This window comes from Polynucleobacter sp. AP-Elch-400A-B2 (genome assembly GCF_018688355.1).
GTDB lineage: Bacteria > Pseudomonadota > Gammaproteobacteria > Burkholderiales > Burkholderiaceae > Polynucleobacter.
The window spans coordinates 1,606,375-1,627,532 of the sequence record NZ_CP061317.1 but is presented as its reverse complement, the minus strand read 5'-3'; the positions used below and the strand labels follow the sequence as shown (position 1 = coordinate 1,627,532).

The window sequence follows — 21,158 nt, the reverse complement described above, 5'->3', positions numbered from 1 at the left end:
CAGCCCTAAAGCAAAAGGGTGAGATTAACTCACCCCGATATGGCTTAGTTTACTTTGATACCTTTTTCTTTAAAGTACTTGAGTGCGCCTGGATGATAGGCAATTGGTGAGGCATTTGCTTTTTGGTTCTCTAACTTGATATTTCTGTACTCAGCATGTGAGCGGACAAGTTCAAGCTGATTATCAAAAATAGCTTTAACAATTTTGTATGCCTCTGCATCAGACATCGAGGCGTTCACAACCAAAAGATTGGCAACCGCTGCAACTTTATTGTCTTTCTCCATACCGCTATAAGTTTGCTTTGTAATTACGGTTGGGAAATAAAGATTGCCATATTTTTTATTCATAGCAGGAACTTCAGCAGTAGTGTCAATCATGACAATTTTCATGCCAGGACTATTTGCTAAGTCGGTAACGGCAGCAGTTGGTAATCCGCCTACCCAAAAGAAAGCGTCAATCTTGCGGTCTTTGACAGCATTGACAGATTCTGCAACGCTCAAACGCTCGCGCTTGACGTCTTTATCTTTGTCCAGCCCTGCAGCCTCTAACAAGCGAAAGGCCATTACTTCAGTAGCGCTTCCTGGTGAGCCTGTACTGATGCGCTTACCTTTGAGATCTTTCATGGTCTTAATGCCAGTAGATTCCACGGTAGCAACGTGCATGAGGTTTGGATACAGTATGAGTAGGTTACGTAAATCTACTGGCTTACCCTTGAATTTATCCTCACCATCTTGAGCATCTTTGGCAGCATCAGCCATTGCGAAACCAACGTAAGGTTTACCAGTGCCGACGAGCTTTAAATTATCAACCGAGCCACCTGTCACTTCAGCAGTTGCTGACATTCCTGGAACATGCTTGGATAAGACTGAGGCTAAGCCTCCACCCATTGGGTAATAAACGCCACCAGTACCGCCAGTTGCGATAGAAATGTTTTGTGCTTGTGCAGTACCGAACAGCATCGTGATAGATACGGCAATTGTTTTTATAAGCTTCATTTTTTGTCTCCTGTTATGTGGCTTGGTAATCAAAGGCCCGGCATGCTGAAATTTATTTTTTGTAGCTCGCCCAATAACTTTGCCTGCTGGTCTGCGCTCAGTTGCATGAGTGGTGGGCGTACACGCAACCACTCTGAATCCTTACTGTAATGCGCAACTGCAGTTTTCATACCAGCAATCATTTGATATTGAGCAAAAATCGAGCGTACTTGATCTAGAGCGGTTTGGTGTTGATCTGCATCAGATTCTTGCCAATGGGCTGCTAATTGAGCGATCGCTTTAGGGTTTACGTTAGCTGTGGCAGAGATGCAGCCTACACCACCAGCGTGCAAGGTACGCATGAGAAAGACTTCGCTACCAGCATAAACCCTGAAACCGGATGGGGCCAATAATTTAATCACGGATTCTGTATAAGCCCAATCTCCAGAACTATCTTTCATGCCAACGATTGTTTTTGGATAGGCTTTTGCAAGGCGCTCTAAAAGAGAGAGACTCAAATTAATCTTGGTAACTGGCGGGATGTTGTAAATGTAAATTTGTAAACCAGCATCACCCACTTTTTGAATGACTTCTGAGTAAAAGGCAAACAAACCATCATCTGTGACATCTTTGTAATAGAACGGAGGCAGCATCAATACGCCAGCACATTTGTGCTGAACGGCATGACGGGTCATTGTGACAGTGGCATCAATCGAAGTGGCGCCAGTGCCAGGCATCATATGGGCGGGATTCAGGCCGCCTTGAACGAGTGCTGATAGCGTATCCATTTTTTGTGGAGCTGAGATGGAATTGGCTTCTGAATTTGTGCCGAAGATTGCTTGGCCAACACCATTGGCTTCGAGCCATTGGCATTGTTTGAGTAATTTTTGTGTATCTGGGCTGCCGTCAGCTTTAAACGGAGTCAATACAGGCGAGAGCACCGCAGGAAGTGTTGAGGGGTGTAAGGTCATTGTCATACTTGCTCCGTTTTAATTTTTTACTTCAGTCAGAAGTGGTCTTTTATTATAGAAAGCTTCTAAGTTATCTATTGCTAAATTTGTCATCAATTGCCGCGTTTCGGAGGTTGCACTGCCAATATGCGGAGTTAATAGAACATTATCGAGATTTAAGAACTCGGGGTTTGGATTAGGTTCATTTTCAAATACGTCAAGCGCTGCCCCGGCAATCCATTTTTGCTGCAGTGCAACTAAAAGTGCAGCCTCATCCACTACGCTACCGCGTGCAATATTGATTAGATAGCCCTGTGGACCTAGAGCCTTTAGGACTTCAGCATTCATCATTTTTTCTGTTTCTGGCGTGGCAGGGCAAGCAAGAAACAGAACATCAGAGGCCTTTGCTAACGATTGGATATCAGGAAAGTACTCGTAAGGCAGCTCTTTTCGGGTTGGGCCGGTGTAAGCCAAATTCACCTTAAACGGCTCTAAACGTTTTGCTAGATCTTGTCCAATGCGACCCATCCCTGCAATCCCGACCTGCTTGCCAGCAAGCGTGGTGGTGACGGTAAATAAACCCTTGGACCAGGCAGCGCTTTTAACAAACTCGTAAGCCTGGGGAATGCGACGTAATAAGCCAAAGAGCATGCCAATGGCTAGCTCGCAAACCGCGTCATTTAACACGCCTGGGGTATTACTGGCTTTGATTCCATGGGCCTTCAGGTAATCGAGGGGAAGATTGTCATAACCTACGCCACAAGTGGCCACCATCTTTACCGTCGGGAGTTTCTCGAGTAATTGGGCGGGTAGCTGGGTGTTTGAGCGAATCAAAATACTCTCAAAAGAGCCTGGTGGTAGATCGGCCTTGAGGTCGGGAAAGCGAACCGGGCTAATGCGCCGGTCAACTGCCGCTTGCATTACCTCAGGAAATTGCCCGACCTGCAGCACTGAATTGACTGGAATCATGTCTCACTTACTTTTTTATTGGAATAATGAGGGCATTGTAAGAGGATTTGTGATCCTTATCTTGTTCCCGAAGGAGAAATTGAGATGTTATTTACCCCATCTGAAACTAAAGTCATCATCGTTGGTGGCGGCACTATGGGTGCTGATGTAGCGGCGGTTTGTGCACGCGGGGGTTGTGCGGTTCAGGTGCTGGAACCTACGACCGAGCGCCGTGCACTTTTACCGGATTATTTTGCCAACACCATGATCGATCTGGGTTATGAGCACCGCTTACATTTACTCTCGACAGCTGGTTCTTTGGAAGAGATAGATTGGTCTGAAATCGACTTGGTAATTGAATGCGTGCCTGAACGCTTGGATATTAAGCAAGAGTTATTTGCCAAGCTAGAGCAGTATGCAAAACCAGAAGCGGTCTTGGCGAGCAATAGCACCAGCTTTCCAATTAGTGATATTTCAGCGGGACTAAAAACAGCGGCACGAATGATTGGCTTGCATTTCTTCATGCCTGCACACTTAGTACCTTGCGTTGAAGTGGTCTATGGTACAAAGACTTCGCCGATGGTGGGCGAAAGTCTGTCTCGTTTGATGACGGCTTGCGGTATGGTTCCCGTTGCCGTGAAAAAAGATTTACCAGGCTTCTTGGCAAATCGCTTACAGCATGCCTTATCGCGTGAAGCTTTCGCCATGGTCGACGCCGGCATTGCTAGCTTAGAAGATATCGATAAGGCCGTTCGCTTTGGCTTTGGCTTTCGTTATATTGCCGCAGGACCTGCAATGCAGAGAGACCATGCAGGACTTGATGTGCATGGTGCCGGCGGTGCAACAATTTACCCAACTCTCAATAACTCCCCGGATATTGCCAAGTGTTTAAGTGATCGTATCGCTAGTGGCAAGCTGGGTATGAAAACAGGCGAAGGTTTTTATTCTTGGACTGCAGAGACCATGAAGGCCGAGCGAGAGCGCTACCAGGAGGCCTTACGTGAAGGCCTGAAGATTATTCAAAAAGATTTGCCTAAGATTGACTGAGGTTAACTAGGTAAGGTCTTTGAGATTAAGGTTTTTTAGTTGAGGCGCAAGCTTGTAGGTCAGCAAGACAACCAGCAAGGTCGCTCCTCCTCCAAATACGATTGATGGAACAAGTCCCATCAGACTGGCTGCAATTCCAGATTCAAGTGCCCCCAATTCATTAGAGGAGCCAATAAATATCCCATTGATCGCACTGATCCTGCCCCGCATCTGATCTGGGGTAGTCAATTGCATAATGCTGCCACGGATGACTACCGAGATAGAGTCAAAGCAACCAGAGATAAATAAGAAGAGTGCACACAGCCAAAGATTGTTAGAAAGTCCAAAGGCAATAATGGCAATCCCAAAGCCGCTGACTGATAACAATAAATGCCTCCCCGAATCTTCTAGTAGGGGTCGACGCGCTAAGTAAAGGCCTGTAATCACGGCTCCAGCTGCTGGCGCTGCCCTCAGAATTCCTAGGGTTTCAGGACCAGCATTGAGAACCTCTTTAACAAAGGCGGGGAGTATCGATACTGCGCCGCCAAAAAGTACAGCAAACATGTCGAGCAGCATGATGCTGACAATCAGTTCGTGTTTTCGGACGTAATGAAAACCTTCCAAAAAGCTTTTTAAGAAATCATTGCTCATGCCTTCTGACTTTTCATGTTTTATGCGAATGAAGCTCACTCCATAGAGGCCGATTGCTCCACTCAACGCAGCTAGAGCATAGGTCCACTCCAACCCAGCAAATCCAATCATGAGTCCGCCTAGACCCGGCCCAGTTACCACGCAAATCTGAAATGCAGAGGATGCATAAGCGGTATAGCGCGGCATTTGATCTCGGGGAATAATTTGTCCAAAGATGGCTTGATAAGAAGGGCGCAATAGTGCACGAGCTAAACCTAAAAAAGCTACCGCTAAATAAATCAAGGGAACGGGCGGGGCCAACCAGTCAAGAGCTATTGCAACTAGAAACAAGGCAACGGCAATGTGAAAGGTGCAAGCAATCGCAGCGATCCATTTTCGAGAATGGCGATCTACTGCATGGCCAGCATAGAGGGCTAATGCAAAGTAGGGAATGAGTTCCGCAAGACCAATCAGACCAAGGGAAATGACGCTATTGGTAATCTCATAGATATGCCAACCCACTGCAACCATCATGATTTGATAGCTCAGGGTTGCGCCTATGCGGTAGAGCAGCAGAGTTTTGAAGGCTTGGCTAGTTTTCATGAATTTTTCTTATTCTAAAGGGGGTAGTGATTTATCCTTTAGATATGAAGAAAACCATCCGTGTCTGGGATTTGCCGATTCGACTGTTTCATTGGCTTTTGGTGGTCGGCATTATTCTGAGTTTTGTCACTGTCAAGATTGGCGGTAATGCCATGAGTTCGCATGCGCTTTCTGGCTACTGCGTGCTCAGCTTGATTATCTTCAGAATTGTGTGGGGCTTTGTTGGCTCTTACCATGCACGCTTTATTCATTTTGTACCTAGCCCAAAAGGCTTAATACATTTCTTAATGGGTAAAGCCAAAGCAGGATTAGGTCATAACCCCTTAGGTGCTTTATCTGTGCTGGCCTTACTCTTCTCAGTTAGCCTTCAAGCAGCAACCGGTCTTTTTGCAAATGACGATATTGCCTTCGAAGGACCTTTTGCAAAATATGTTTCCAGTGGAACAGTTGAGCTGCTAACTTCCATTCACCGTCAGAATGAAATAGTCTTAATGATTTTGATTGCACTGCATCTGTGCGCAATCCTGTATTACCAAAAATTCAAAGGTGAGAATTTAATCAAGCCCATGTTGGTGGGCGATAAAGAAATTGACCCAAGCGAAACAGAAATCAATCTCTCTGCAGACTTGGGTCATGCTTCCAAGGATGGAAGTTGGCAAAGAGGCTTTGCGCTATTACTGCTCAGCCTTATTGCGGTAACTCTGGACTACTTCATTACTAGCTGATTACTTTTTCTTAAAGTCATCATGACAAGTTTTGCAGGTAGCGCCTGCTGCACCAAAAGCCTTTTTGATTGCCTCTTGATCGCCTGACTGCGCAGCAGTATTGAGGCTCGCAACAGCTAACTGCATTTTCTCTCCAGCCGCTTTAAATTTAGCGTTATCTGACCATACGCCTGGGAGTGCATTACCACCCTCAGTGCCTGGACCAAATGCTTGCCATGGCAGAGTCGAGATCATTGCAACCACTGCTGCATCTTTTGCCACTTCATCTTTATTAAACGGCGCCTCACCTTTAACAACCGCACCAATTTTCCCAAAGGAATTGGCCATCACAGTAAAAGCACTTTGACGATATTTAATAGCGTCATCTGGTTTTTTAAATTGCGCATAAGCAATGCCTGTTCCAGCTACTAGTGTGGGTACGATGGCGGCCAAAATTACCTGTTTTAGTTTCATAGTTAAGCTCCAGTGAGGTCAGTGGGGTACTGCCGATCAATTCGGATTTTTAGAATACTTCAGAAAAGCATTTGTAGGGGGAGTGTGACAACGTAAACAACACTCTTAAAAAAGGCTGTCAAGGGCTCCATCCAAAAGCTGCCAATGACGCCCGTAAAGATGAGGGCCAGAACAATAAAAAATCCATAAGGCTCTAGTTTTCCAAAGGCGATGGATTGTCGTGCTGGTAATAAGCTCGCCAAAATACGACCACCATCTAGTGGGGGCAGAGGGAAGAGGTTGAACACCAGCAAGACTAAGTTCCAGGTGATCCCCGCTTGGGCCATGGCCAAGAGAAACCGTTCATTCACTCCAAAACCAAAGAGGATGATCAGGAAGATGGCCCAAATGAGGGCTTGAATGAAATTAGAGCCTGGGCCAGCTAGGGCTACCCAGATAGAGTCAATTCGGGGATTACGTAGACGCCCAAAATTGACTGGTACTGGCTTGGCATAGCCGACTAAAAAAGGAGCTCCACTCAGAATCAACAGCAGGGGGATGAGGATAGTGCCCACAGGATCTATATGTTTAATGGGGTTAAGGGTGACTCTCCCAAGCATGTAAGCGGTATTGTCACCAAATTTCCGGGCTGCATAGCCATGGGCAGCCTCATGAATGGTGATGGCAAAAATCAAAGGAATCGCATTAATGGCGACGGCTTGGATAGAATAGTCAGTAATCATGACAATATGATATCCATAGGAGCTTAAAGTGACTGAAGATAAAAAACCTGAATCAAAAATCCCCGCTAAGCCCACAGCAGCTAAGCCAGTAGCCCGTCCACCAGCCCCAAAAGGCCCATCTGGTCCTGGCGGCAGGCCTCAGGCAGGCTTTGGGGGCGGAAAAGCCATGATGCGCAAGGCTGGCCGCGGCCGATAGTGGATAATTGCACTATCAAATAATGTGATTAATAAGGGTTTAGCATGAACGAATGGCATAAAGAGTCGAAAGAAGAAATCAATAAGAAAATCATCACCTTGATCGTGATGTTGGCAGCTGCCACTAGCTTGGCTATTTTGTTTGCATTGGTTGCGGCTCACACTGGCTACGTATTCGGCTAATCTGCATTAATGACTAGCCATCGCCAACCTGCAGTATTTGCTGGTCATGGCAGTCCGATGTACGCCATTGAGCCCAATCGCTATACGGCTGCTTGGGCCAATCTGGGTAAGTCGCTTAAACGCCCAGATGCCATCTTGGTCATCTCGGCCCATTGGGTAACCCGCGGAGTGTGGGTTACTGCAATGCCAAAACCCAAAACCATTCATGACTTTGGCGGATTTCCGCAAGTCCTGTCTGATATTGAGTATCCAGCGCCTGGCAGTCCTGCGCTGGCAGATCGCGTAAAAGAATTATTAGATATTCCCGTAGTGCTTGAGGAGAACGAGTGGGGTATTGATCATGGCGCATGGTCTGTTCTGACATACCTCTATCCAAATGCAGATGTGCCGGTAGTGCAGCTGAGTCTAGATGGCTCCATGTCTGCCAATGAGCATTACGAGCTTGCTAAAAAATTACGACCTTTGCGTGACGAGAATATCCTAATCTTGGCTAGCGGTAATATTGTGCATAACCTGCGCACTATTCATTGGGAGGAGGGTGCAACACCTTATCCCTGGGCTAGAGAGTTCAATGATTTTTTTGTTTCTGAGATGCGCGCCAATCATCACGACAATTTAATTCATTGGGAGCAGTGCGGTGATGCCGCACATTTATCTATCCCAACCCCTGAGCATTATTGGCCTGCTTTATATGCGCTTGCTCTGCAAGAGCAAGGTGAGGCTCCTAAGGTATTAATTGATGGAGTAGAAATGGGCTCCATTAGCATGCTTACTTTCTCAATCCAATAAATATCTAATATGTGGCTATCCATTCTTGCAATTTTTTTTGGAGCTGGTCTTGGTGCTTTACTAAGGGCAGGCTTTAACCTGGCAACAGTCAGTATTGCCTCAACCCTTCCATTGGGAACTTTTATTTCCAATATGGTTGGCGGATATTTCATCGGAATTGCTATAGCCTTTTTTGGCAATAACCAAAGCCTCTCTCCTGAATGGAAGCTATTTGTGATTACGGGTTTTTTGGGTGGCCTCACCACCTTCTCCAGCTTCTCTGCTGAAGTGGTCGGTTTTATGCAGCGTGGCGAAGTGAGTTGGGCGCTAGGTACTGCGCTCTTACATTTATTTGGCTCACTCTGTCTAACCTTTTTGGGTATTCTGACTTACCAAGCGCTGAAGTAATTTTGCGTATCCAGCTTACTCAGGCTTAATATTTCCAGCCCTGACTACGGCACTCCATTTTGCAGCCTCGGATTTAATGAGGGCTGCGAAATCGGCAGGACTACCACCACCAATCTCATTTCCTTGGGAGAGCATTAACTCTCTGAGTTGTGGATCTTTAAGAGCTTCATTAGCGGCTTTATTTAATGTGTCGATAATCGATTTAGGTGTGCCAGCAGGCGCAATGAACCCTTGCCAATTGAGCACCTCAACTTTAGGGTAAGTAAGCTCTGCAAAACTGGGCACGCTCGGAAAGAGTGGCGATCTCTTTTTGCTGGTGATGGCAATAGGACGCAGTTTATCTGCTCTGATATTAGGAACTGCAGAGTACATCTGATCAAACATCATATCGACATTACCTGCCATCAAATCAGTCAGTGCAGCAGAGCCACTCTTATAAGGAACATGAATCATTTGGATGCCAGCATTTTGCATAAATAGCTCAGCTGAGAGTTGATGGCTACCACCGATTCCTCCCGAAGAGAATGTCAGAGTCCCTGGCTTTGCTTTAGCTGCTGTAACAATATCTTGAATAGTCTTGTATTGCGAATTTGGATTCACCACCAGAATTAGCGGACCCTTTTCGACTAGGATGATGGGAGTGAGAGCAGTTTCTGGGTCATATCGTAAGTTTCCAAAAAGCGTTTTGTTTACTGCCATGGGCGCAAAGTTTCCCATACCAATGGTGTAGCCATCCGGAGCAGATCTTGCGACAAACTCAGTACCGATATTTCCGCCAGCACCTGGTTTGTTATCAACCACAATCGGCTGCTTCAGAATGACACTCATTTTCTGAGCCAGCTGTCTGCTCCGAGAGTCTGCGCTGCCGCCTGCACCATAAGGCACAACTAAATTGATAGATTTATTAGGGTAACTACTTTGAGCTTGAGAAGTTAGCGCTAACGAGAGCGCTGCACCAGCAATAGTAATACTTAGAAGTGAAAAGAGTTTCATATCAATCCCATTGTTCCAAGGGCTGCGCCCAGTGCAATCAAATATAAAGGATGCCAGCGGGTAAAGACAGTCAACCCAATAGTTAGTAGAGTCAATCCATAGGCAGCATAGCTATGATTGATTTGTAAGGCAATCTGCCATGCAGAAGAAAGCACTAAGCCAATTGCCAGTGCGGCAGCAGCGTACTGAATCGACTTCTTTTTTTGTTCGTTATTCATGCTTAGGATCAGCCGTTGTACAAAGTACACCAAAATAGATGATGGCCAGGCAATTGCAAAAGTGGCGAGAAGTGCCCCCAGAATCCCTCCAACATGCCAGCCGATCAAGGTAACCGTCATAAAATTTGGGCCAGGAGCAGCTTGAGCAATTGCAAAGTAATCGGCAAAAGTTTGTAGGTCAATCCACCGTTCTTGATGAACCGATAGCTCTAAGAGGCTAGGAAGTAATGCATTGATTCCTCCGAAGGCAATCAGAGAAAAAGCAGAAAGCTTTAAGAATAGACTGAGGAGTATGCCCATTACTTGCGAGCCTTCCTGAATGCTAAAAGCAAAGCAAGCGGTGATACCAGAAGAACAACCCAGCCAAGACCTAAATGGAAGTAGCTTGCGGCTGTCACAGTCAGGGCTACGACTAAAAGCATTGCAGGATATTTAAACTCATCACGCAACATTTTGATGCCGGTGGAAGCAATTAATCCCACGCCCACTGCAGAGATGCCCCTGAGTAGACCTTGAACACTTTCTAAATTACTGTAATGCTGATACAAAACTGCTAGCAACATCACAACACAGATTGGTCCAAGAGTCAGACCAAGCGCTGCGGCAAAGGCGCCTTTAGCCCCACAGAGGCGTGAGCCAATACAGACAGCGAGATTCAGAATATTGGGTCCTGGAACAATCTGACATATTCCAAGAATGGCACTAAACTCTTCTGAACTGAGTACCTTATCCTGCTCTACCAAGGTGCGGCGAGCCCAGGGTAGCACTCCACCAAAACCAGACATGCCGATCTTGCTAAAGGTAATAAATAATTCTGTTGGAGTCAGTGTTTTCAAAGGCGTTAAGGCTGGTATGGATGAGGTACTGGCTTTTGATCTAACCATGCTTCCAGAGTTTCAGTAATCCCCTGGGAGAACATTTTAAAGACAGGCTCTGCGATAAAGCCTAGGTGGGGAGTTGCTAATAAATTTGGGGTACTACGTAAGGGATCATTCGATGGTAATGGCTCAATATCAAATACGTCTACAGCAGCTTGTCCTGGGCAACCTTTTTTGAGGGCAGCACATAAGTCGGACATATTAATCAATGCAGAGCGTGAGGTATTGACCAGAATGGAGTCTGGGCGCATTAAGGCGAGTTGATCGGCGCTGATCAGGCCTTTAGTGCCGGGGCCCGCTACTAAGTGCAGGGTAACTACTTTTGATGTGCGTAGTAATTCATCGAGACTAACGGAAGTGGCATGTTCAACTGCAGCGCGCTCTGGAGTCATGTTCGGGCTCCAGGTGACGATCTCCATGCCGAATGCCTTGCCAACGCGAGCAACAGCACTGCCGATAGCGCCTAGACCAAGAACGCCCAAGCGCTCACCGGAGAGTATGGGCAGAACGGAGAGTTCATCGCGCCAGCCACCGGTGCTCACGAGATTATTTTGGCGAATCAATTGTTTTGAGGCGCCCAAAATTAATGCCCAGGTTAACTCGGCAGTAGTTTCTTTCGAAGGGCCTCCTGGCGTGCAGGCAATCGGAATATTGCGAGAAGTAAGGGCGGCGCTGTCTAGCGTGCCATTTCGCTTACCTGTGAACATCAATAATTTGAGCTTTGGTAGCCTCGCAATCATGGCTTCGTTAAAGGGGGAGCGGTCACGTACGATGGCAATGACATCGGCATCTTTGACTGCCTCATACAAGGCCTCATCTCGCAATGGCTCATGATGAATTGTGAGATTTGAATTTTGCTCTATCCGATCCCATTGAGAAAAGCGACGCAGGGCGCGCTCGTAATCTCCGAGAATGACGATATTCGGTAGCTTGGTCATGATGACTGGTTTCTTCTTTAGGGGTGAGTTAGTCGGGAGTGCAAAGACTCAATATTTTCTTGAGATCAGGTGCGCTTCCCAGATTCCATAATGCTGCAATCAGTTGAGTAGTTTTTTCTTTGCCAATTACTGGCTCAGTCAAGCTAGTGAACTTTTGCTCTAAATTAGCGTCGCTCATTGGATTCTCAACAGACCCAATTGCATTTTTAACGAAGATGTGGACTTCTTTTCCATCCTTCAGAATCGCCTTGACATCCACCGATGCTTCGCTTATGGATGTATCAGTTGTGGCGTTTACTTTGGCGCGTAAGGCAACTACATCAGGACGATTGACAATATCGTCGGCATATTCACCTTCACCTGCTTGACCGAAAATTAAGCCGACGGCACAGCCATGATAGACACTGAATTTACCTTCTAGACCATCTTTAGGTGTTTTCTTGCCAGTTAATTCAAGTACGAGTGGGTGAACGCGTAACTCAATACGTTCCACTTCCTCCGCTTTAACGCCCTGCGCTTTGAGTTGTGCACACGCATCAATGGCAGGGTGAATCACAATTCCACAAGCGAATGGCTTGTAGGTATTCAACGAAATCTCAAATGATTTACCAAGCTCTCGATCAATCTCTGACCAGTCGCATTTAGTTGAAACGGTTTGCATATAGCCACGGCCCGCTTCTAAAGCTTTAGGACTGGCAGTAAAGCCATGCTTTGCCAATAGAGCAGAGAGTTGTCCTGCGCGTGCAGCACCGCCTGGGTGAAAAGGTTTTGTCATTGTGCCAAATTGCTCGCGCATACCCACTGGCTGTGATGCTGCGATGCCTAATGCCATAGTCGTTTTCTGGAGATCTAGCCCCATGAGGCGTGAGCAAGCTGCAGCAGAGCCTAGCATGCCAGTAGAGCCAGTGATGTGCCAGCCACGATGGTAGTGATCTGGGTACATGGCATTACCAACACGGCAAGCAACATCAATTCCTAAAACGAGTGAATCAATTATTTGACGACCTGTGACATTGGTATGTTCACCCAAAGCCAGGATGGCAGAGGCAACTGGGCCTGCGGGGTGTATCACCGTTTTGAGATGCGTGTCATCAAAGTCAAAGGTGTGCGAGCTAATGCCATTGATGAGCGCTGCACCACCCATATCCACACGATCTTTGCGACCCAGAATACTCGCCTGAGGCGCTGGTTGAAATTCACGGATGGCAGCTAATGAGGATTCAACGCTCTCGTGTTTAGCTGCACCAATTGCGCATCCAAGCCAATTTAAAAAGGTGCGATGCGCCTCATGGTCTACCTCAGTACTCCAGCCTTGACTGGCGTGTGAAGTAACAAACTCAGCCAATATTTTAGTGACTGGTGGCGCATTGAGATCGGCTGCTGCTTGAATAGCATGGGACATGTTATTTCCTATTTTTATAAGTATCGAATTTAGTAAAAGTGAGTAGCTGGGTAACTTTGTAACTGAATTTATTCCAATTCAATATTGCGTTCTTTGGCAACCTTAGCCCAGCGCGCAATATCTTCTTTAATATAGTTTTCAAATTGTTGTGGAGACATCGGCATTAATGTCATGGCTTCACTGGTCATTTTTTCTGAGAAATCGGGAAGTGCCAATGCTTTATTGAGCTCCGAATTGAGTTTCTTAATAATGGCAGGCGGCAGGTTGGCGGGGCCAACGATTCCATACCACTGCTGCCCATCAAAGCCGTTGTAGCCAAGCTCCTTGAAGGTGGGAATATTGGGGGCAGCAGGATTGCGCTTGGCGCCAGTGATAGCTAAGCCACGAACTCGATTGGTATTTAAGTAGGGCATGGCGGCAAATAGGGTTGGAAGCATTGCTTGAGTTTGACCTGCTAACAAATCCGTATAGGCTGGCCCTACACCACGATAAGGGACGTGAACCATAGAGATTCCTGCAGCTAGCTTTAATTGCTCCATCCCTAAATGGGTCAAAGTCCCTGGGCCAGCAGAGCCATAACTTATTTTGTCTGGATTCTTCTTGGCGTAATCAATAAATTCTTTTAAGTTTTTGATCGGTAACTCGGGATTGATTACCAGGGCGTTTGGTGTTGCTCCTATCATGCCAACCGCCGTGAAATCTTTAATGGCATCGTAAGGTAGCTTGCGAACTGCCGGGTTAGTTCCATGCGAGCCAACGTAGGCAACCATCAAGGTGTAGCCATCTGGGGTGGCTTTTGCAACTGATTGTGAAGCAATGGTGCCCCCACCCCCACCAATATTTTCTACAACGATGGTTTGACCAATGGATTTGGACATTTTCTCTGCGAGCGAGCGAGCGATGTTATCAAGACCACCCCCAGCCGCTACTGGGGCAATCAACTTAATTGGCTTGTTGGGGTAGCCCTGAGTTGATTGCGCTGCAGCATTGAAACTCGCCACTAAGCTTGTGCATGAAAAAATCAGGGCAGATAAAAAAATCGGCATTTGCCGATGGAGGGTATTAGACATGTCTCGAGCCCAGATATTTTTTGGATTAAGCTTCTTTTATAAATGAATTTTACTATTGATATAAAAATACTTTTTTAAAAAGGAAGCATCATGATTTTAGAGCACTGCGATATAGAAATTGACCCAACTAGGGGCGCTGAGTTTGAAGAGGCCATTTTGCGTGGCGTCAATACGGTAATAGCAAAAGCTAAGGGATTTCGTGGATTCAAGGTGAATCACAGCATTGAAACTCCTGCTCGCTACCTATTACTGATTTACTGGGATACCCTAGAGAACCATACGATGGACTTTAGGGGATCTGATGCTTTTGCTGATTGGCGAGCCATTGTTGGCCCATTCTTCGCAAAACCACCTTTTGTTGAGCACATGACTTTGGTGGGTAAGTCAGACTAATACCTTTAGTAGTTATGCACTTTGTTTTTTTCGGATCGAGCGTTCCAGTGGGATGGTGTCTAGATTAGGTTCTAGCGCTTCCCGTTCATCAAATACGAAGCAGCTGCCGGTGTAATGTGCGGAGCCAACGTCTTCAAAGTACTTGAGGATGCCACCCTCAAGCTGATAGCTGTGTTGCATGCCAATTTCGCGCATATAGAGCCCAGACTTTTCACAACGAATTCCACCGGTACAAAAGCTCACCAAAGTTTTATCCGCTAGCTCGTCCTTATGAGCTGAAATTGCCTTAGGAAATTCTGTAAATTTCTCGATATTGAAATGCAGCGCATTTTCAAAAGTCCCATACTCGACTTCAAAAGCATTACGCGTGTCCACCAAGACTACCGGACGTCCCAAGTCGTCTGTTCCACGATCAAGCCACTCTTGTAATTTTTTCGGTGTGATGAAGTTTGCGCGACCCTCTTCCGGACGAATCGCTGGGTGATTCATTCGAATGATTTCATTCTTAATTTTCACCAACATCTTTTTAAAGGGCTGTGTTTCTGACCAGCTATCTTTAGTTTGAAGGGGTGCAAAGCGCGGATCCTGGCGCAAGTAATTTAGAAAGCCGCGTAATTCGGGTTCGCTACCGGCTAAGAACATATTGATACCTTCGCCAGTCAAGAGAATGGTGCCCTTTAACTCGCCAGCATTGCACTCATCTAAGATCTTGGCGCGTAGCTCAGTTAAATTGTCTAGACTGACAAATAAGTAGGCAGCCACGTTCAATATTGGTTTCATAGGTAATCTCATCTTGCTCCGGTATCCATTATCAAACAAGCGGCGAGGATGGGTGGTAATCTTGCAGTCTTAATCGAGGGAGATAATGCATGCCGATTTACTTGAAAATAACTAAAAAAGCGCTTTTATTTGGCCTATTTATGATGTTTGCTGGTTCTTTTGCTGGCGCTCAAACTGCCGGTGTGGGCGCTTGGCCTACCCAAAAGCCGATTCGCCTGATTGCTGTTTTTCCGCCGGGTGGCTCTGTGGATCAAGTGGCACGTACCTTGGCCCCGGCTTTACAAGCAGAATTAAAGCAAAACGTCATTGTTGAAAATATTGGTGGGGCATCTGGTGTGATTGGAACTGCCGCGATGACCAGGTCAGATCCTGATGGTTATACCTTTGCAGTGGTTTTTGACACGCACGGCGTCAATCCAATCCTTAAAGATAAGCTTCCGTATGACACGATTAAAGATATTGCGCCTGTGACCTTAATTGGTACTTCGCCGATGGTATTGGTTGCTAGTAAGAATTCTGGGATCACGAGCTTCAAGCAGTTGGTAGACTTGTCTAAGACTGGTAAACAATTTAGCTATGGATCCATTGGCATTGGCAGCTTGGGTCATTTGGCTATGGCGCGTTTGGCTAAGCAAGCAGGCTTTGATTGGAATCATGTTCCTTACCGTGGTGGGGGCCCATTGATGCAAGATGTACTCGGTGGTCAAGTTCAACTAGCTGTTGGCTCAGAATTCTTGGTGAAGCCCCATGTTGATAGTGGCGGTGTCATTCCTTTGGTTATCACTACTGCCAAAAGATCTCCTGAGTTACCAAATGTACCAACGATTGCTGAGAGTGGATTCCCTGGATTTAATGCACCAGCATGGTGGGCAGTTTTGGCTCCAGGCAAAACTCCACCAGCGATCGTCAATGCCATGAACCAGGCTGTCACGAAAGCGCTCAAAACGCCTGCAGTTGCGTCTAAATTAAAATCACAAGGTATTGAAGTTGTTGCTGGTAATCCAGAAACTTTGCGCGACTTTATCGGCAAGCAAATTGCAGTATGGGGTAAGTTTGTGATTGAAAACAATATTAAAGAAACACAATAAGGAATTGATATGAGTGAGCGTTTAATTCCCTATCAGCCGATGGATCTAGCTGAGCCTGCTGAGTTGGTAGCGGCTATTCGTAAAAGACGAGGTGGCCAGTTCATTAACTTGGATCGCATGCTTTTACATAGCACCCCTATCGCCGAGGGCTGGAATCATTTTGTGGGCGAGATCCGCAATAACCTCTCCTTAGATCCAAAGCTGCGTGAGCTTGCGATGTGCGGGGTAGCTGTTCTCAATGGCGCTGAATATGAGTTTTTTCACCATGCCCCGCCGTTTATCAAGGCAGGCGGTACTGAAGAGCAAGTTCAAGCGCTGCGTTTAATTGGACAGCCAAGCTTTCCTAGCGCCTTATTCTCTGCTGTAGAGAATGACGCTGCAGAACTCACGTTTCAGATGACTCGCAATATCCAGGTGGATAGCGCTCTGATGAAGCGTTTGCAGACCGCTTTGGGTAACACCAATACCGTTGAGCTTGTCACTGTAGTGGCAGCTTACAACATGGTCTCTCGGTTTTTGATCGCCTTAGATGTCAATCCCGAGGAACATCCTCCTGAGTAATTTATGAGCCAAGGTGGCTCCATTCACTGGGAAGAGGGTGGCCAGAATTGCTCAGCAGTTTGGCATTCTGAAAATGGCATTGCAGCACATAAAAAAGTGGTGATTGCCGACGACACATTTACGGCTGATGATGCCTACCGTTTGGCATGTGAAGGTACGGCTATTCTTTGGAAAGGCGATTTCCAAAATGCCCGACAGCTATTGCAGGCCTTGGTTCGTCGCATAGATAAACCATCCAAAAAATCAAAGCGTGCCGGCAAGAGGGTGGATAAGTCTACTGATGTCACCCCCAAAAAAACAGCAAAAGATATTTTCAATCAACACCGGCTGATTCAATCTCAGCGTGCCCGAATATTGGGGATGTTGTTAATTCAATGTAATTCGGACCATACTATCCCCTTACGTCGTGCGCCCGATATCACGCAAGCATGTTCAGAAGCATATGGCACCGTTGATCACTCTTATATAGTTTCTTTGCGTGAACTTTTGGGCGTGATTAGCGCTCATGAATGGCGCAAGAATGGATTGCCTATTTTGGCCGATGAAAATGGTGAGCCAATCTACGTTCATCCGCATTACGGCGTTTTCTCACCCGTTCGCGGCGAGTACATTGAGTTAGTTTGTAGCGCCCCTCTGCCCAAATCCATCGATGGGGCATCCACAGCTTTTGATATTGGCGTGGGCACTGGTGTGCTATCGATTATTTTGGCAATGCGGGATGTCCAAGAAATTGTTGCCACCGATCAAGACGATCGAGCGCTTACCTGTGCCAAAGAAAATATTGCACTCTTAGGTTTGGGTTCTCAAATAGACATTGTGAAGGCCAATTTATTTCCAGCAGGAAAGGCTTCATTAATTGTCTGCAATCCACCATGGGTGCCCGCAAGACCTAGCTCCTTATTAGAGCATGCGGTCTATGATCCAGAGAGTCAGATGCTTAAAGGATTTTTAGCTGGGTTAAAAGAACATTTACTGCCTCAAGGTGAGGGTTGGTTGATTCTGTCTGATTTAGCCGAACATCTTGAGCTCAGATCCAGACAAGAGCTACTCTCTTGGATTGAAGACGCTGGATTAGTTGTTCTTGAGCGTATTGATACCAAACCTAAACATCCGAAAGCATTTGATGATTCAGACTCTCTTCATTTTGCAAGAGCTGCTGAAATCACTTCACTCTGGCGCTTACAAATTCATCAGAAGTATTAGATTCATCTAGCCAATCCGCTGAATACCCTTTGAGCCTGCGGGCTTTTAATTTAAAGGGTTGTTGGCCGAGAGAACATCCAATAAAATAAATGAGAATGATTATCATCTTTCATTTTGAGTTGATGCATGTAAGGGCTTTGTTTCTTGATAGGAAAAAAATTAAAGATTAGTGCGTCTAAGCTCATTCCTCTTTGGGTAATTGGGGCGCATATTTCTATTATTTTTGGAGTGGGAATATTTCAACAGAAGACTTCGCAGACTTTTGTACCAGAGAGGCTAAATCTCAGTTTGAGGGACTCGCTTGATCATCGCGTTATATCCAGGGTATCAAAACAAAATCAGGATATTAGTGCCACTCATCATTTTCTTGCGTCATCGATTGCAAAGGACTCAAGTAATCATGAGTCGATCATATCGTCTCCGGCAGTGAAAACCTTTCGTGATAGGGATATTTTTATAAATCCAAAACCGATTTATCCCCTTTTAAGTAGGCGTATGCGTGAACAAGGCGCCGTTCACCTCAAGCTATGTATTGATGAGCGAGGGGATGTGGAAAGTATTCTATTAGCCAAAAGCTCTGGCTACGAAAAATTAGATAGATCCGCTATGGATGGTGTCAGACGGTGGAAATTTTCTGCCCTAGGATCTCAGGATCAGACCATATCTCACTGCTACCATCTCCCGATCCACTTCAGGTTAGAGACTTAAATTGAAACCAGAGTTCAATGTCTCGGTAGTAGATTTTGTAAATCCTCAATTGAGCTTAAATAAGACGATTGCTAGTACGAGTTTGTTTGGCAAAGAGAAAACCGTTGTCATCATCCATGATGGCGAAAGATATATTTTAAGAATTACTAAATTAAAGAAGCTTATTTTGACTAAATAGTGATGTACTAAGCACCCTAATTTATTAGCCAGCAAAAGTGTTTTGATATGCGATTAGCCAGCGATTTGATGTTTTTATCTCTGGAGATTGCATATGAAACAAAAAAAATTGTTCTGGGCTTTACGCTTTGCCTTGATTTGTGGGTGTTCCTTGAATTCGGGTATTCAGGCTAAAGAAATAGATTTACCAAGAATGGATATTGTCGGCAGCGAGGAAAATGCGCGTTCGAAAATTCCGGGCACGGTCGACGTAATTAATCAAAAGCAGTTGGAGTTACTTCAGCCCTTATCCATTCAAGATGCTCTTAAGACCATTCCGGGTATTAATATCCGGGGCGATGAAGGTGGTTTAGGTTCCATTCCTAATATTGGGATTCGTGGGCTGAATCCTAGCCGTAGTCAGAAAGTGTTGTTGCTGGAGGATGGTGCACCTATTCATCCCAGCCTATTTATTTCTAGCGCCTCTTATTACAGCCCGCCTGTTGATCGTATGAGTGGCATTGAGGTTTTAAAGGGGGCATCTGGCTTGCAGTATGGTCCTTCCAATATTGGTGGCGTGATTAATTACCTCACCAAAACTCCAGAGGAGGGCTTTAAGCTTTCCGGTAAAGCGGGTAATTATGGTTATCAATTAGCTCAAATTGAGGCCGGCGGAAAGTCGGATAGTAATGGAGCGATTGCAGGCATCAACATCATTAAGTCAGAGAGTGATGGGTATCAAGGCAATGGCTTCAAGATGTACGACATTCTTTTTAAGGGCGGGGTGGCCATTGATCAAAATCAATGGCTAAGCCTTAAATATACTCACTATGACAACAATATTAATACCTCGTATGTCGGTTTGAGACCAAATCAATATGCCACTCGATTTTCAGGAAATCCCGCTCCCAATGATTATTTTGTTACGCAGAGAAATGCTGTTGATCTGAATCACTCCTGGGAGCTCGGCGCTGCCACAAAGCTGAACACCTTACTTTACTGGAGTCGCCTAGATCGAGATTACTGGCGTCAAAGCATCAGTAGTCGTACTTCGGACAAAACCAGTTTTACTCCGTGCAATGGCGATAATGATTGTATGTTTGGGCGTAATCGTGAGTTTCAAATGCTCGGAGTAGATTCAAGGGTGACTCATGCTTATGAGGCAATGGGTATAGGCAATGAATTTGAATTCGGACTGCGCTTACATACTGAGACGCAATCAAACCAGCTAGTGGCATCCCGCAGCTTAGCTCAGTCTGGAACAGTGTCTGGGCATGAGGAAAATAAAGCCAATTCAATCGCTTTCTTTGCACAAAATAGATTCTTACTATCAAAAGACTTTGCAGTTACTCCTGGGGTACGTATTGAAAGTTACAACCAATCCCGAAATAATGTCCTGACTGAAAAGTCAGGGAGTGCAAAGAATTTAGAAACTGTTCCACAAATTGGAGCAAGCTGGCAACTGATTCCAGAACTACAGCTTTACTCAAGCGTATATAAAGGATTTGCGCCTGCTCAATTAGCAACTGCCATTAGTGACAAGGGCGTGGATCAGCAATTGGATCCTGAGAGATCAACTAATTTTGAGTTTGGACTACGGGGTGTGAATAGTGGTTTTAGCTATGATGCGGCAATATTTAGCATGAACTTTAGTAATCAAATCGTCAATCAAAGTCTTGCTGCGGGCATTACTAAAGCTAATGGCGGCAAGAGCTTACATCAGGGCATGGAATTATCTTTAGGGTATGGACTTCAATCTGGATGGGGTCTGAGTGGGAATCTCACTTATATTCCCGTTGCTAAATTTGTTGGTAATTCATCTATGGGGAAAGATGGAAACCGTATCCCATACACATCAGAGTTGGTATCGAATTTAGGTGTCAGCTATCAGAAAAATGGCCTTAACACCTTAGTTAGTCTGAATTACTTATCGCCTCAATTTGCCGATTCAGCAAATACTGTCTTGCCAAACTCCATTGGTACTCTCGGGGAAATTTCTGCTATCACTACTGTTAATTGGAGTGCGAATTATGCGATCAATAAAAGTTTGAAAGTATTTGGTGTGGTTAATAACCTGTTAAACAAGCGCTATATTTCCAGTAGAAGTCCTGATGGAATTTTTGCTGGCGCACCCATCAATTTCCAGGCGGGTATGAGTTACCAGTTTTTCTGATGCGGTAGATAG

Annotated in this window: 26 protein-coding genes; 13 read left to right on the top strand and 13 right to left on the bottom strand. The window is 45.7% G+C overall.

Annotated features, from left to right (window positions below; all coding sequences use genetic code 11):
- Positions 1-44: 44 nt before the first annotated feature.
- The 3 genes from FD977_RS08435 to FD977_RS08425 are packed head-to-tail and all read right to left on the bottom strand — an operon-like array spanning position 45 to position 2,893.
- Complete coding sequence (locus FD977_RS08435) at positions 45-995, bottom strand: TAXI family TRAP transporter solute-binding subunit (RefSeq protein ID WP_215304939.1); 951 nt, start codon at positions 993-995, stop codon at positions 45-47.
- A 29-nt stretch (positions 996-1,024) separates the two neighbouring features.
- On the bottom strand, positions 1,025-1,951 hold the full coding sequence (locus tag FD977_RS08430; protein WP_215304937.1) for a dihydrodipicolinate synthase family protein: 927 nt from the start codon (positions 1,949-1,951) through the stop codon (positions 1,025-1,027).
- Positions 1,952-1,963: 12 nt separating this feature from the next.
- On the bottom strand, positions 1,964-2,893 hold the full coding sequence (locus tag FD977_RS08425) for a 2-hydroxyacid dehydrogenase (RefSeq protein ID WP_215304935.1): 930 nt from the start codon (positions 2,891-2,893) through the stop codon (positions 1,964-1,966).
- Positions 2,894-2,977: 84 nt separating this feature from the next.
- Here FD977_RS08425 and FD977_RS08420 point away from each other — a divergent pair, with 84 nt between their 5' ends.
- Positions 2,978-3,919 carry a 3-hydroxyacyl-CoA dehydrogenase family protein gene (locus FD977_RS08420; protein WP_215304934.1) on the top strand — a complete coding sequence of 314 codons (942 nt, stop codon included), beginning with the start codon at positions 2,978-2,980 and terminating at the stop codon, positions 3,917-3,919.
- A 6-nt stretch (positions 3,920-3,925) separates the two neighbouring features.
- Here FD977_RS08420 and FD977_RS08415 read toward each other — a convergent pair whose 3' ends face one another.
- Entirely contained in the window at positions 3,926-5,131 is a 1,206-nt protein-coding gene (locus FD977_RS08415; RefSeq protein WP_215304933.1) for an MFS transporter, read from the bottom strand.
- Between the two features lie 44 nt (positions 5,132-5,175).
- Between FD977_RS08415 and FD977_RS08410 the strand changes: the two genes are divergently transcribed.
- Positions 5,176-5,856, top strand: a complete 681-nt coding sequence (locus FD977_RS08410) for a cytochrome b/b6 domain-containing protein (RefSeq protein ID WP_215304931.1) — start codon at positions 5,176-5,178, stop codon at positions 5,854-5,856.
- On the opposite strand, the gene FD977_RS08405 is transcribed toward FD977_RS08410, so the two are convergent.
- Together FD977_RS08405 and FD977_RS08400 are read right to left on the bottom strand one after the other, a co-directional pair.
- On the bottom strand, positions 5,857-6,309 hold the full coding sequence (locus FD977_RS08405; RefSeq protein WP_215304929.1) for a cytochrome c: 453 nt from the start codon (positions 6,307-6,309) through the stop codon (positions 5,857-5,859).
- A 59-nt stretch (positions 6,310-6,368) separates the two neighbouring features.
- Positions 6,369-7,031, bottom strand: coding sequence for a site-2 protease family protein (locus tag FD977_RS08400; protein ID WP_215304927.1), 663 nt, complete (start codon positions 7,029-7,031; stop codon positions 6,369-6,371).
- 28 nt (positions 7,032-7,059) lie between these two features.
- On the opposite strand from FD977_RS08400, the gene FD977_RS08395 reads away from it, so the two are divergent.
- The 4 genes from FD977_RS08395 to crcB are packed head-to-tail and all read left to right on the top strand — an operon-like array spanning position 7,060 to position 8,585.
- Positions 7,060-7,227, top strand: a complete 168-nt coding sequence (locus FD977_RS08395) for a hypothetical protein (RefSeq protein ID WP_215304926.1) — start codon at positions 7,060-7,062, stop codon at positions 7,225-7,227.
- A gap of 44 nt (positions 7,228-7,271) precedes the next feature.
- Complete coding sequence (locus FD977_RS08390; RefSeq protein WP_215304924.1) at positions 7,272-7,409, top strand: hypothetical protein; 138 nt, start codon at positions 7,272-7,274, stop codon at positions 7,407-7,409.
- Between the two features lie 9 nt (positions 7,410-7,418).
- On the top strand, positions 7,419-8,198 hold the full coding sequence (gene ygiD, locus FD977_RS08385; protein ID WP_215304922.1) for a 4,5-DOPA dioxygenase extradiol: 780 nt from the start codon (positions 7,419-7,421) through the stop codon (positions 8,196-8,198).
- Positions 8,199-8,207: 9 nt separating this feature from the next.
- A complete protein-coding gene (crcB, locus tag FD977_RS08380; protein ID WP_215304920.1) occupies positions 8,208-8,585 on the top strand; it encodes a fluoride efflux transporter CrcB in 378 nt (125 codons plus the stop codon).
- A 15-nt stretch (positions 8,586-8,600) separates the two neighbouring features.
- Here the strand turns inward: crcB and FD977_RS08375 are convergent, their stop codons facing one another.
- From FD977_RS08375 to FD977_RS08350, 6 genes are all read right to left on the bottom strand, one after another.
- The gene (locus FD977_RS08375) at positions 8,601-9,578 is read right to left on the bottom strand and encodes a tripartite tricarboxylate transporter substrate binding protein (protein WP_215304918.1); all 978 of its coding nucleotides are present in this window, start codon (positions 9,576-9,578) and stop codon (positions 8,601-8,603) included.
- A complete protein-coding gene (locus FD977_RS08370; RefSeq protein ID WP_251369467.1) occupies positions 9,575-10,096 on the bottom strand; it encodes a chromate transporter in 522 nt (173 codons plus the stop codon). The genes FD977_RS08375 and FD977_RS08370 overlap by 4 nt, the downstream gene beginning before the upstream one ends.
- Positions 10,096-10,680: a chromate transporter gene (locus tag FD977_RS08365; protein ID WP_251369466.1), complete on the bottom strand. Its 585-nt coding sequence runs from the start codon at positions 10,678-10,680 to the stop codon at positions 10,096-10,098. Before FD977_RS08365 ends, FD977_RS08370 begins: the two co-directional genes overlap by 1 nt.
- Positions 10,638-11,612, bottom strand: a complete 975-nt coding sequence (locus FD977_RS08360; RefSeq protein WP_215304916.1) for a D-2-hydroxyacid dehydrogenase family protein — start codon at positions 11,610-11,612, stop codon at positions 10,638-10,640. The genes FD977_RS08365 and FD977_RS08360 overlap by 43 nt, the downstream gene beginning before the upstream one ends.
- A 28-nt stretch (positions 11,613-11,640) precedes the next feature.
- Entirely contained in the window at positions 11,641-13,014 is a 1,374-nt protein-coding gene (locus FD977_RS08355) for an MmgE/PrpD family protein (RefSeq protein WP_215304914.1), read from the bottom strand.
- Between the two features lie 68 nt (positions 13,015-13,082).
- A complete protein-coding gene (locus tag FD977_RS08350; RefSeq protein WP_215304912.1) occupies positions 13,083-14,084 on the bottom strand; it encodes a tripartite tricarboxylate transporter substrate binding protein in 1,002 nt (333 codons plus the stop codon).
- Between the two features lie 90 nt (positions 14,085-14,174).
- On the opposite strand from FD977_RS08350, the gene FD977_RS08345 reads away from it, so the two are divergent.
- Entirely contained in the window at positions 14,175-14,477 is a 303-nt protein-coding gene (locus FD977_RS08345) for an antibiotic biosynthesis monooxygenase (protein ID WP_215304910.1), read from the top strand.
- A gap of 12 nt (positions 14,478-14,489) precedes the next feature.
- Here FD977_RS08345 and FD977_RS08340 read toward each other — a convergent pair whose 3' ends face one another.
- Positions 14,490-15,257 carry a sulfurtransferase gene (locus FD977_RS08340; RefSeq protein WP_215304908.1) on the bottom strand — a complete coding sequence of 256 codons (768 nt, stop codon included), beginning with the start codon at positions 15,255-15,257 and terminating at the stop codon, positions 14,490-14,492.
- Positions 15,258-15,346: 89 nt separating this feature from the next.
- Here FD977_RS08340 and FD977_RS08335 point away from each other — a divergent pair, with 89 nt between their 5' ends.
- The 6 genes from FD977_RS08335 to FD977_RS08310 all read left to right on the top strand — a co-directional run bounded on the left by FD977_RS08335 (position 15,347) and on the right by FD977_RS08310 (position 21,146).
- Positions 15,347-16,345 (top strand): tripartite tricarboxylate transporter substrate binding protein, encoded by a 999-nt coding sequence (locus FD977_RS08335; RefSeq protein ID WP_215304905.1) that lies wholly within the window; start codon positions 15,347-15,349, stop codon positions 16,343-16,345.
- A gap of 9 nt (positions 16,346-16,354) precedes the next feature.
- Complete coding sequence (locus tag FD977_RS08330; RefSeq protein WP_215304903.1) at positions 16,355-16,906, top strand: carboxymuconolactone decarboxylase family protein; 552 nt, start codon at positions 16,355-16,357, stop codon at positions 16,904-16,906.
- A gap of 3 nt (positions 16,907-16,909) precedes the next feature.
- Positions 16,910-18,109: a class I SAM-dependent methyltransferase gene (locus FD977_RS08325; RefSeq protein WP_215304901.1), complete on the top strand. Its 1,200-nt coding sequence runs from the start codon at positions 16,910-16,912 to the stop codon at positions 18,107-18,109.
- Between the two features lie 228 nt (positions 18,110-18,337).
- Positions 18,338-18,817 (top strand): energy transducer TonB, encoded by a 480-nt coding sequence (locus FD977_RS10905; RefSeq protein ID WP_371743130.1) that lies wholly within the window; start codon positions 18,338-18,340, stop codon positions 18,815-18,817.
- 1 nt (position 18,818) lies between these two features.
- Positions 18,819-18,995 carry a hemin uptake protein HemP gene (gene hemP, locus FD977_RS10900; protein ID WP_215304899.1) on the top strand — a complete coding sequence of 59 codons (177 nt, stop codon included), beginning with the start codon at positions 18,819-18,821 and terminating at the stop codon, positions 18,993-18,995.
- Positions 18,996-19,088: 93 nt separating this feature from the next.
- Positions 19,089-21,146, top strand: a complete 2,058-nt coding sequence (locus FD977_RS08310) for a TonB-dependent receptor domain-containing protein (RefSeq protein ID WP_215304898.1) — start codon at positions 19,089-19,091, stop codon at positions 21,144-21,146.
- Positions 21,147-21,158: the final 12 nt, after the last annotated feature.

Bases quoted from the DNA above. Each gene is read 5' to 3' on its own strand.
- FD977_RS08330 (WP_215304903.1), top strand. From the start codon at position 16,355: ATGAGTGAGCGTTTAATTCCCTATCAGCCGATGGATCTAGCTGAGCCT.
- FD977_RS08375 (WP_215304918.1), bottom strand. From the start codon at position 9,578: ATGAAACTCTTTTCACTTCTAAGTATTACTATTGCTGGTGCAGCGCTC.
- FD977_RS08435 (WP_215304939.1), bottom strand. From the start codon at position 995: ATGAAGCTTATAAAAACAATTGCCGTATCTATCACGATGCTGTTCGGT.
- FD977_RS08420 (WP_215304934.1), top strand. From the start codon at position 2,978: ATGTTATTTACCCCATCTGAAACTAAAGTCATCATCGTTGGTGGCGGC.
- FD977_RS08390 (WP_215304924.1), top strand. From the start codon at position 7,272: ATGAACGAATGGCATAAAGAGTCGAAAGAAGAAATCAATAAGAAAATC.
- FD977_RS08410 (WP_215304931.1), top strand. From the start codon at position 5,176: ATGAAGAAAACCATCCGTGTCTGGGATTTGCCGATTCGACTGTTTCAT.
- FD977_RS08370 (WP_251369467.1), bottom strand. From the start codon at position 10,096: ATGGGCATACTCCTCAGTCTATTCTTAAAGCTTTCTGCTTTTTCTCTG.
- FD977_RS08405 (WP_215304929.1), bottom strand. From the start codon at position 6,309: ATGAAACTAAAACAGGTAATTTTGGCCGCCATCGTACCCACACTAGTA.
- FD977_RS08325 (WP_215304901.1), top strand. From the start codon at position 16,910: ATGAGCCAAGGTGGCTCCATTCACTGGGAAGAGGGTGGCCAGAATTGC.
- FD977_RS08415 (WP_215304933.1), bottom strand. From the start codon at position 5,131: ATGAAAACTAGCCAAGCCTTCAAAACTCTGCTGCTCTACCGCATAGGC.
- FD977_RS08355 (WP_215304914.1), bottom strand. From the start codon at position 13,014: ATGTCCCATGCTATTCAAGCAGCAGCCGATCTCAATGCGCCACCAGTC.
- FD977_RS08365 (WP_251369466.1), bottom strand. From the start codon at position 10,680: ATGGTTAGATCAAAAGCCAGTACCTCATCCATACCAGCCTTAACGCCT.
- FD977_RS08345 (WP_215304910.1), top strand. From the start codon at position 14,175: ATGATTTTAGAGCACTGCGATATAGAAATTGACCCAACTAGGGGCGCT.
- FD977_RS08425 (WP_215304935.1), bottom strand. From the start codon at position 2,893: ATGATTCCAGTCAATTCAGTGCTGCAGGTCGGGCAATTTCCTGAGGTA.
- crcB (WP_215304920.1), top strand. From the start codon at position 8,208: ATGTGGCTATCCATTCTTGCAATTTTTTTTGGAGCTGGTCTTGGTGCT.
- FD977_RS08430 (WP_215304937.1), bottom strand. From the start codon at position 1,951: ATGACAATGACCTTACACCCCTCAACACTTCCTGCGGTGCTCTCGCCT.
- FD977_RS08350 (WP_215304912.1), bottom strand. From the start codon at position 14,084: ATGTCTAATACCCTCCATCGGCAAATGCCGATTTTTTTATCTGCCCTG.
- FD977_RS08400 (WP_215304927.1), bottom strand. From the start codon at position 7,031: ATGATTACTGACTATTCTATCCAAGCCGTCGCCATTAATGCGATTCCT.
- FD977_RS08310 (WP_215304898.1), top strand. From the start codon at position 19,089: ATGAAACAAAAAAAATTGTTCTGGGCTTTACGCTTTGCCTTGATTTGT.
- FD977_RS08335 (WP_215304905.1), top strand. From the start codon at position 15,347: ATGCCGATTTACTTGAAAATAACTAAAAAAGCGCTTTTATTTGGCCTA.
- FD977_RS08340 (WP_215304908.1), bottom strand. From the start codon at position 15,257: ATGAAACCAATATTGAACGTGGCTGCCTACTTATTTGTCAGTCTAGAC.
- FD977_RS08360 (WP_215304916.1), bottom strand. From the start codon at position 11,612: ATGACCAAGCTACCGAATATCGTCATTCTCGGAGATTACGAGCGCGCC.
- ygiD (WP_215304922.1), top strand. From the start codon at position 7,419: ATGACTAGCCATCGCCAACCTGCAGTATTTGCTGGTCATGGCAGTCCG.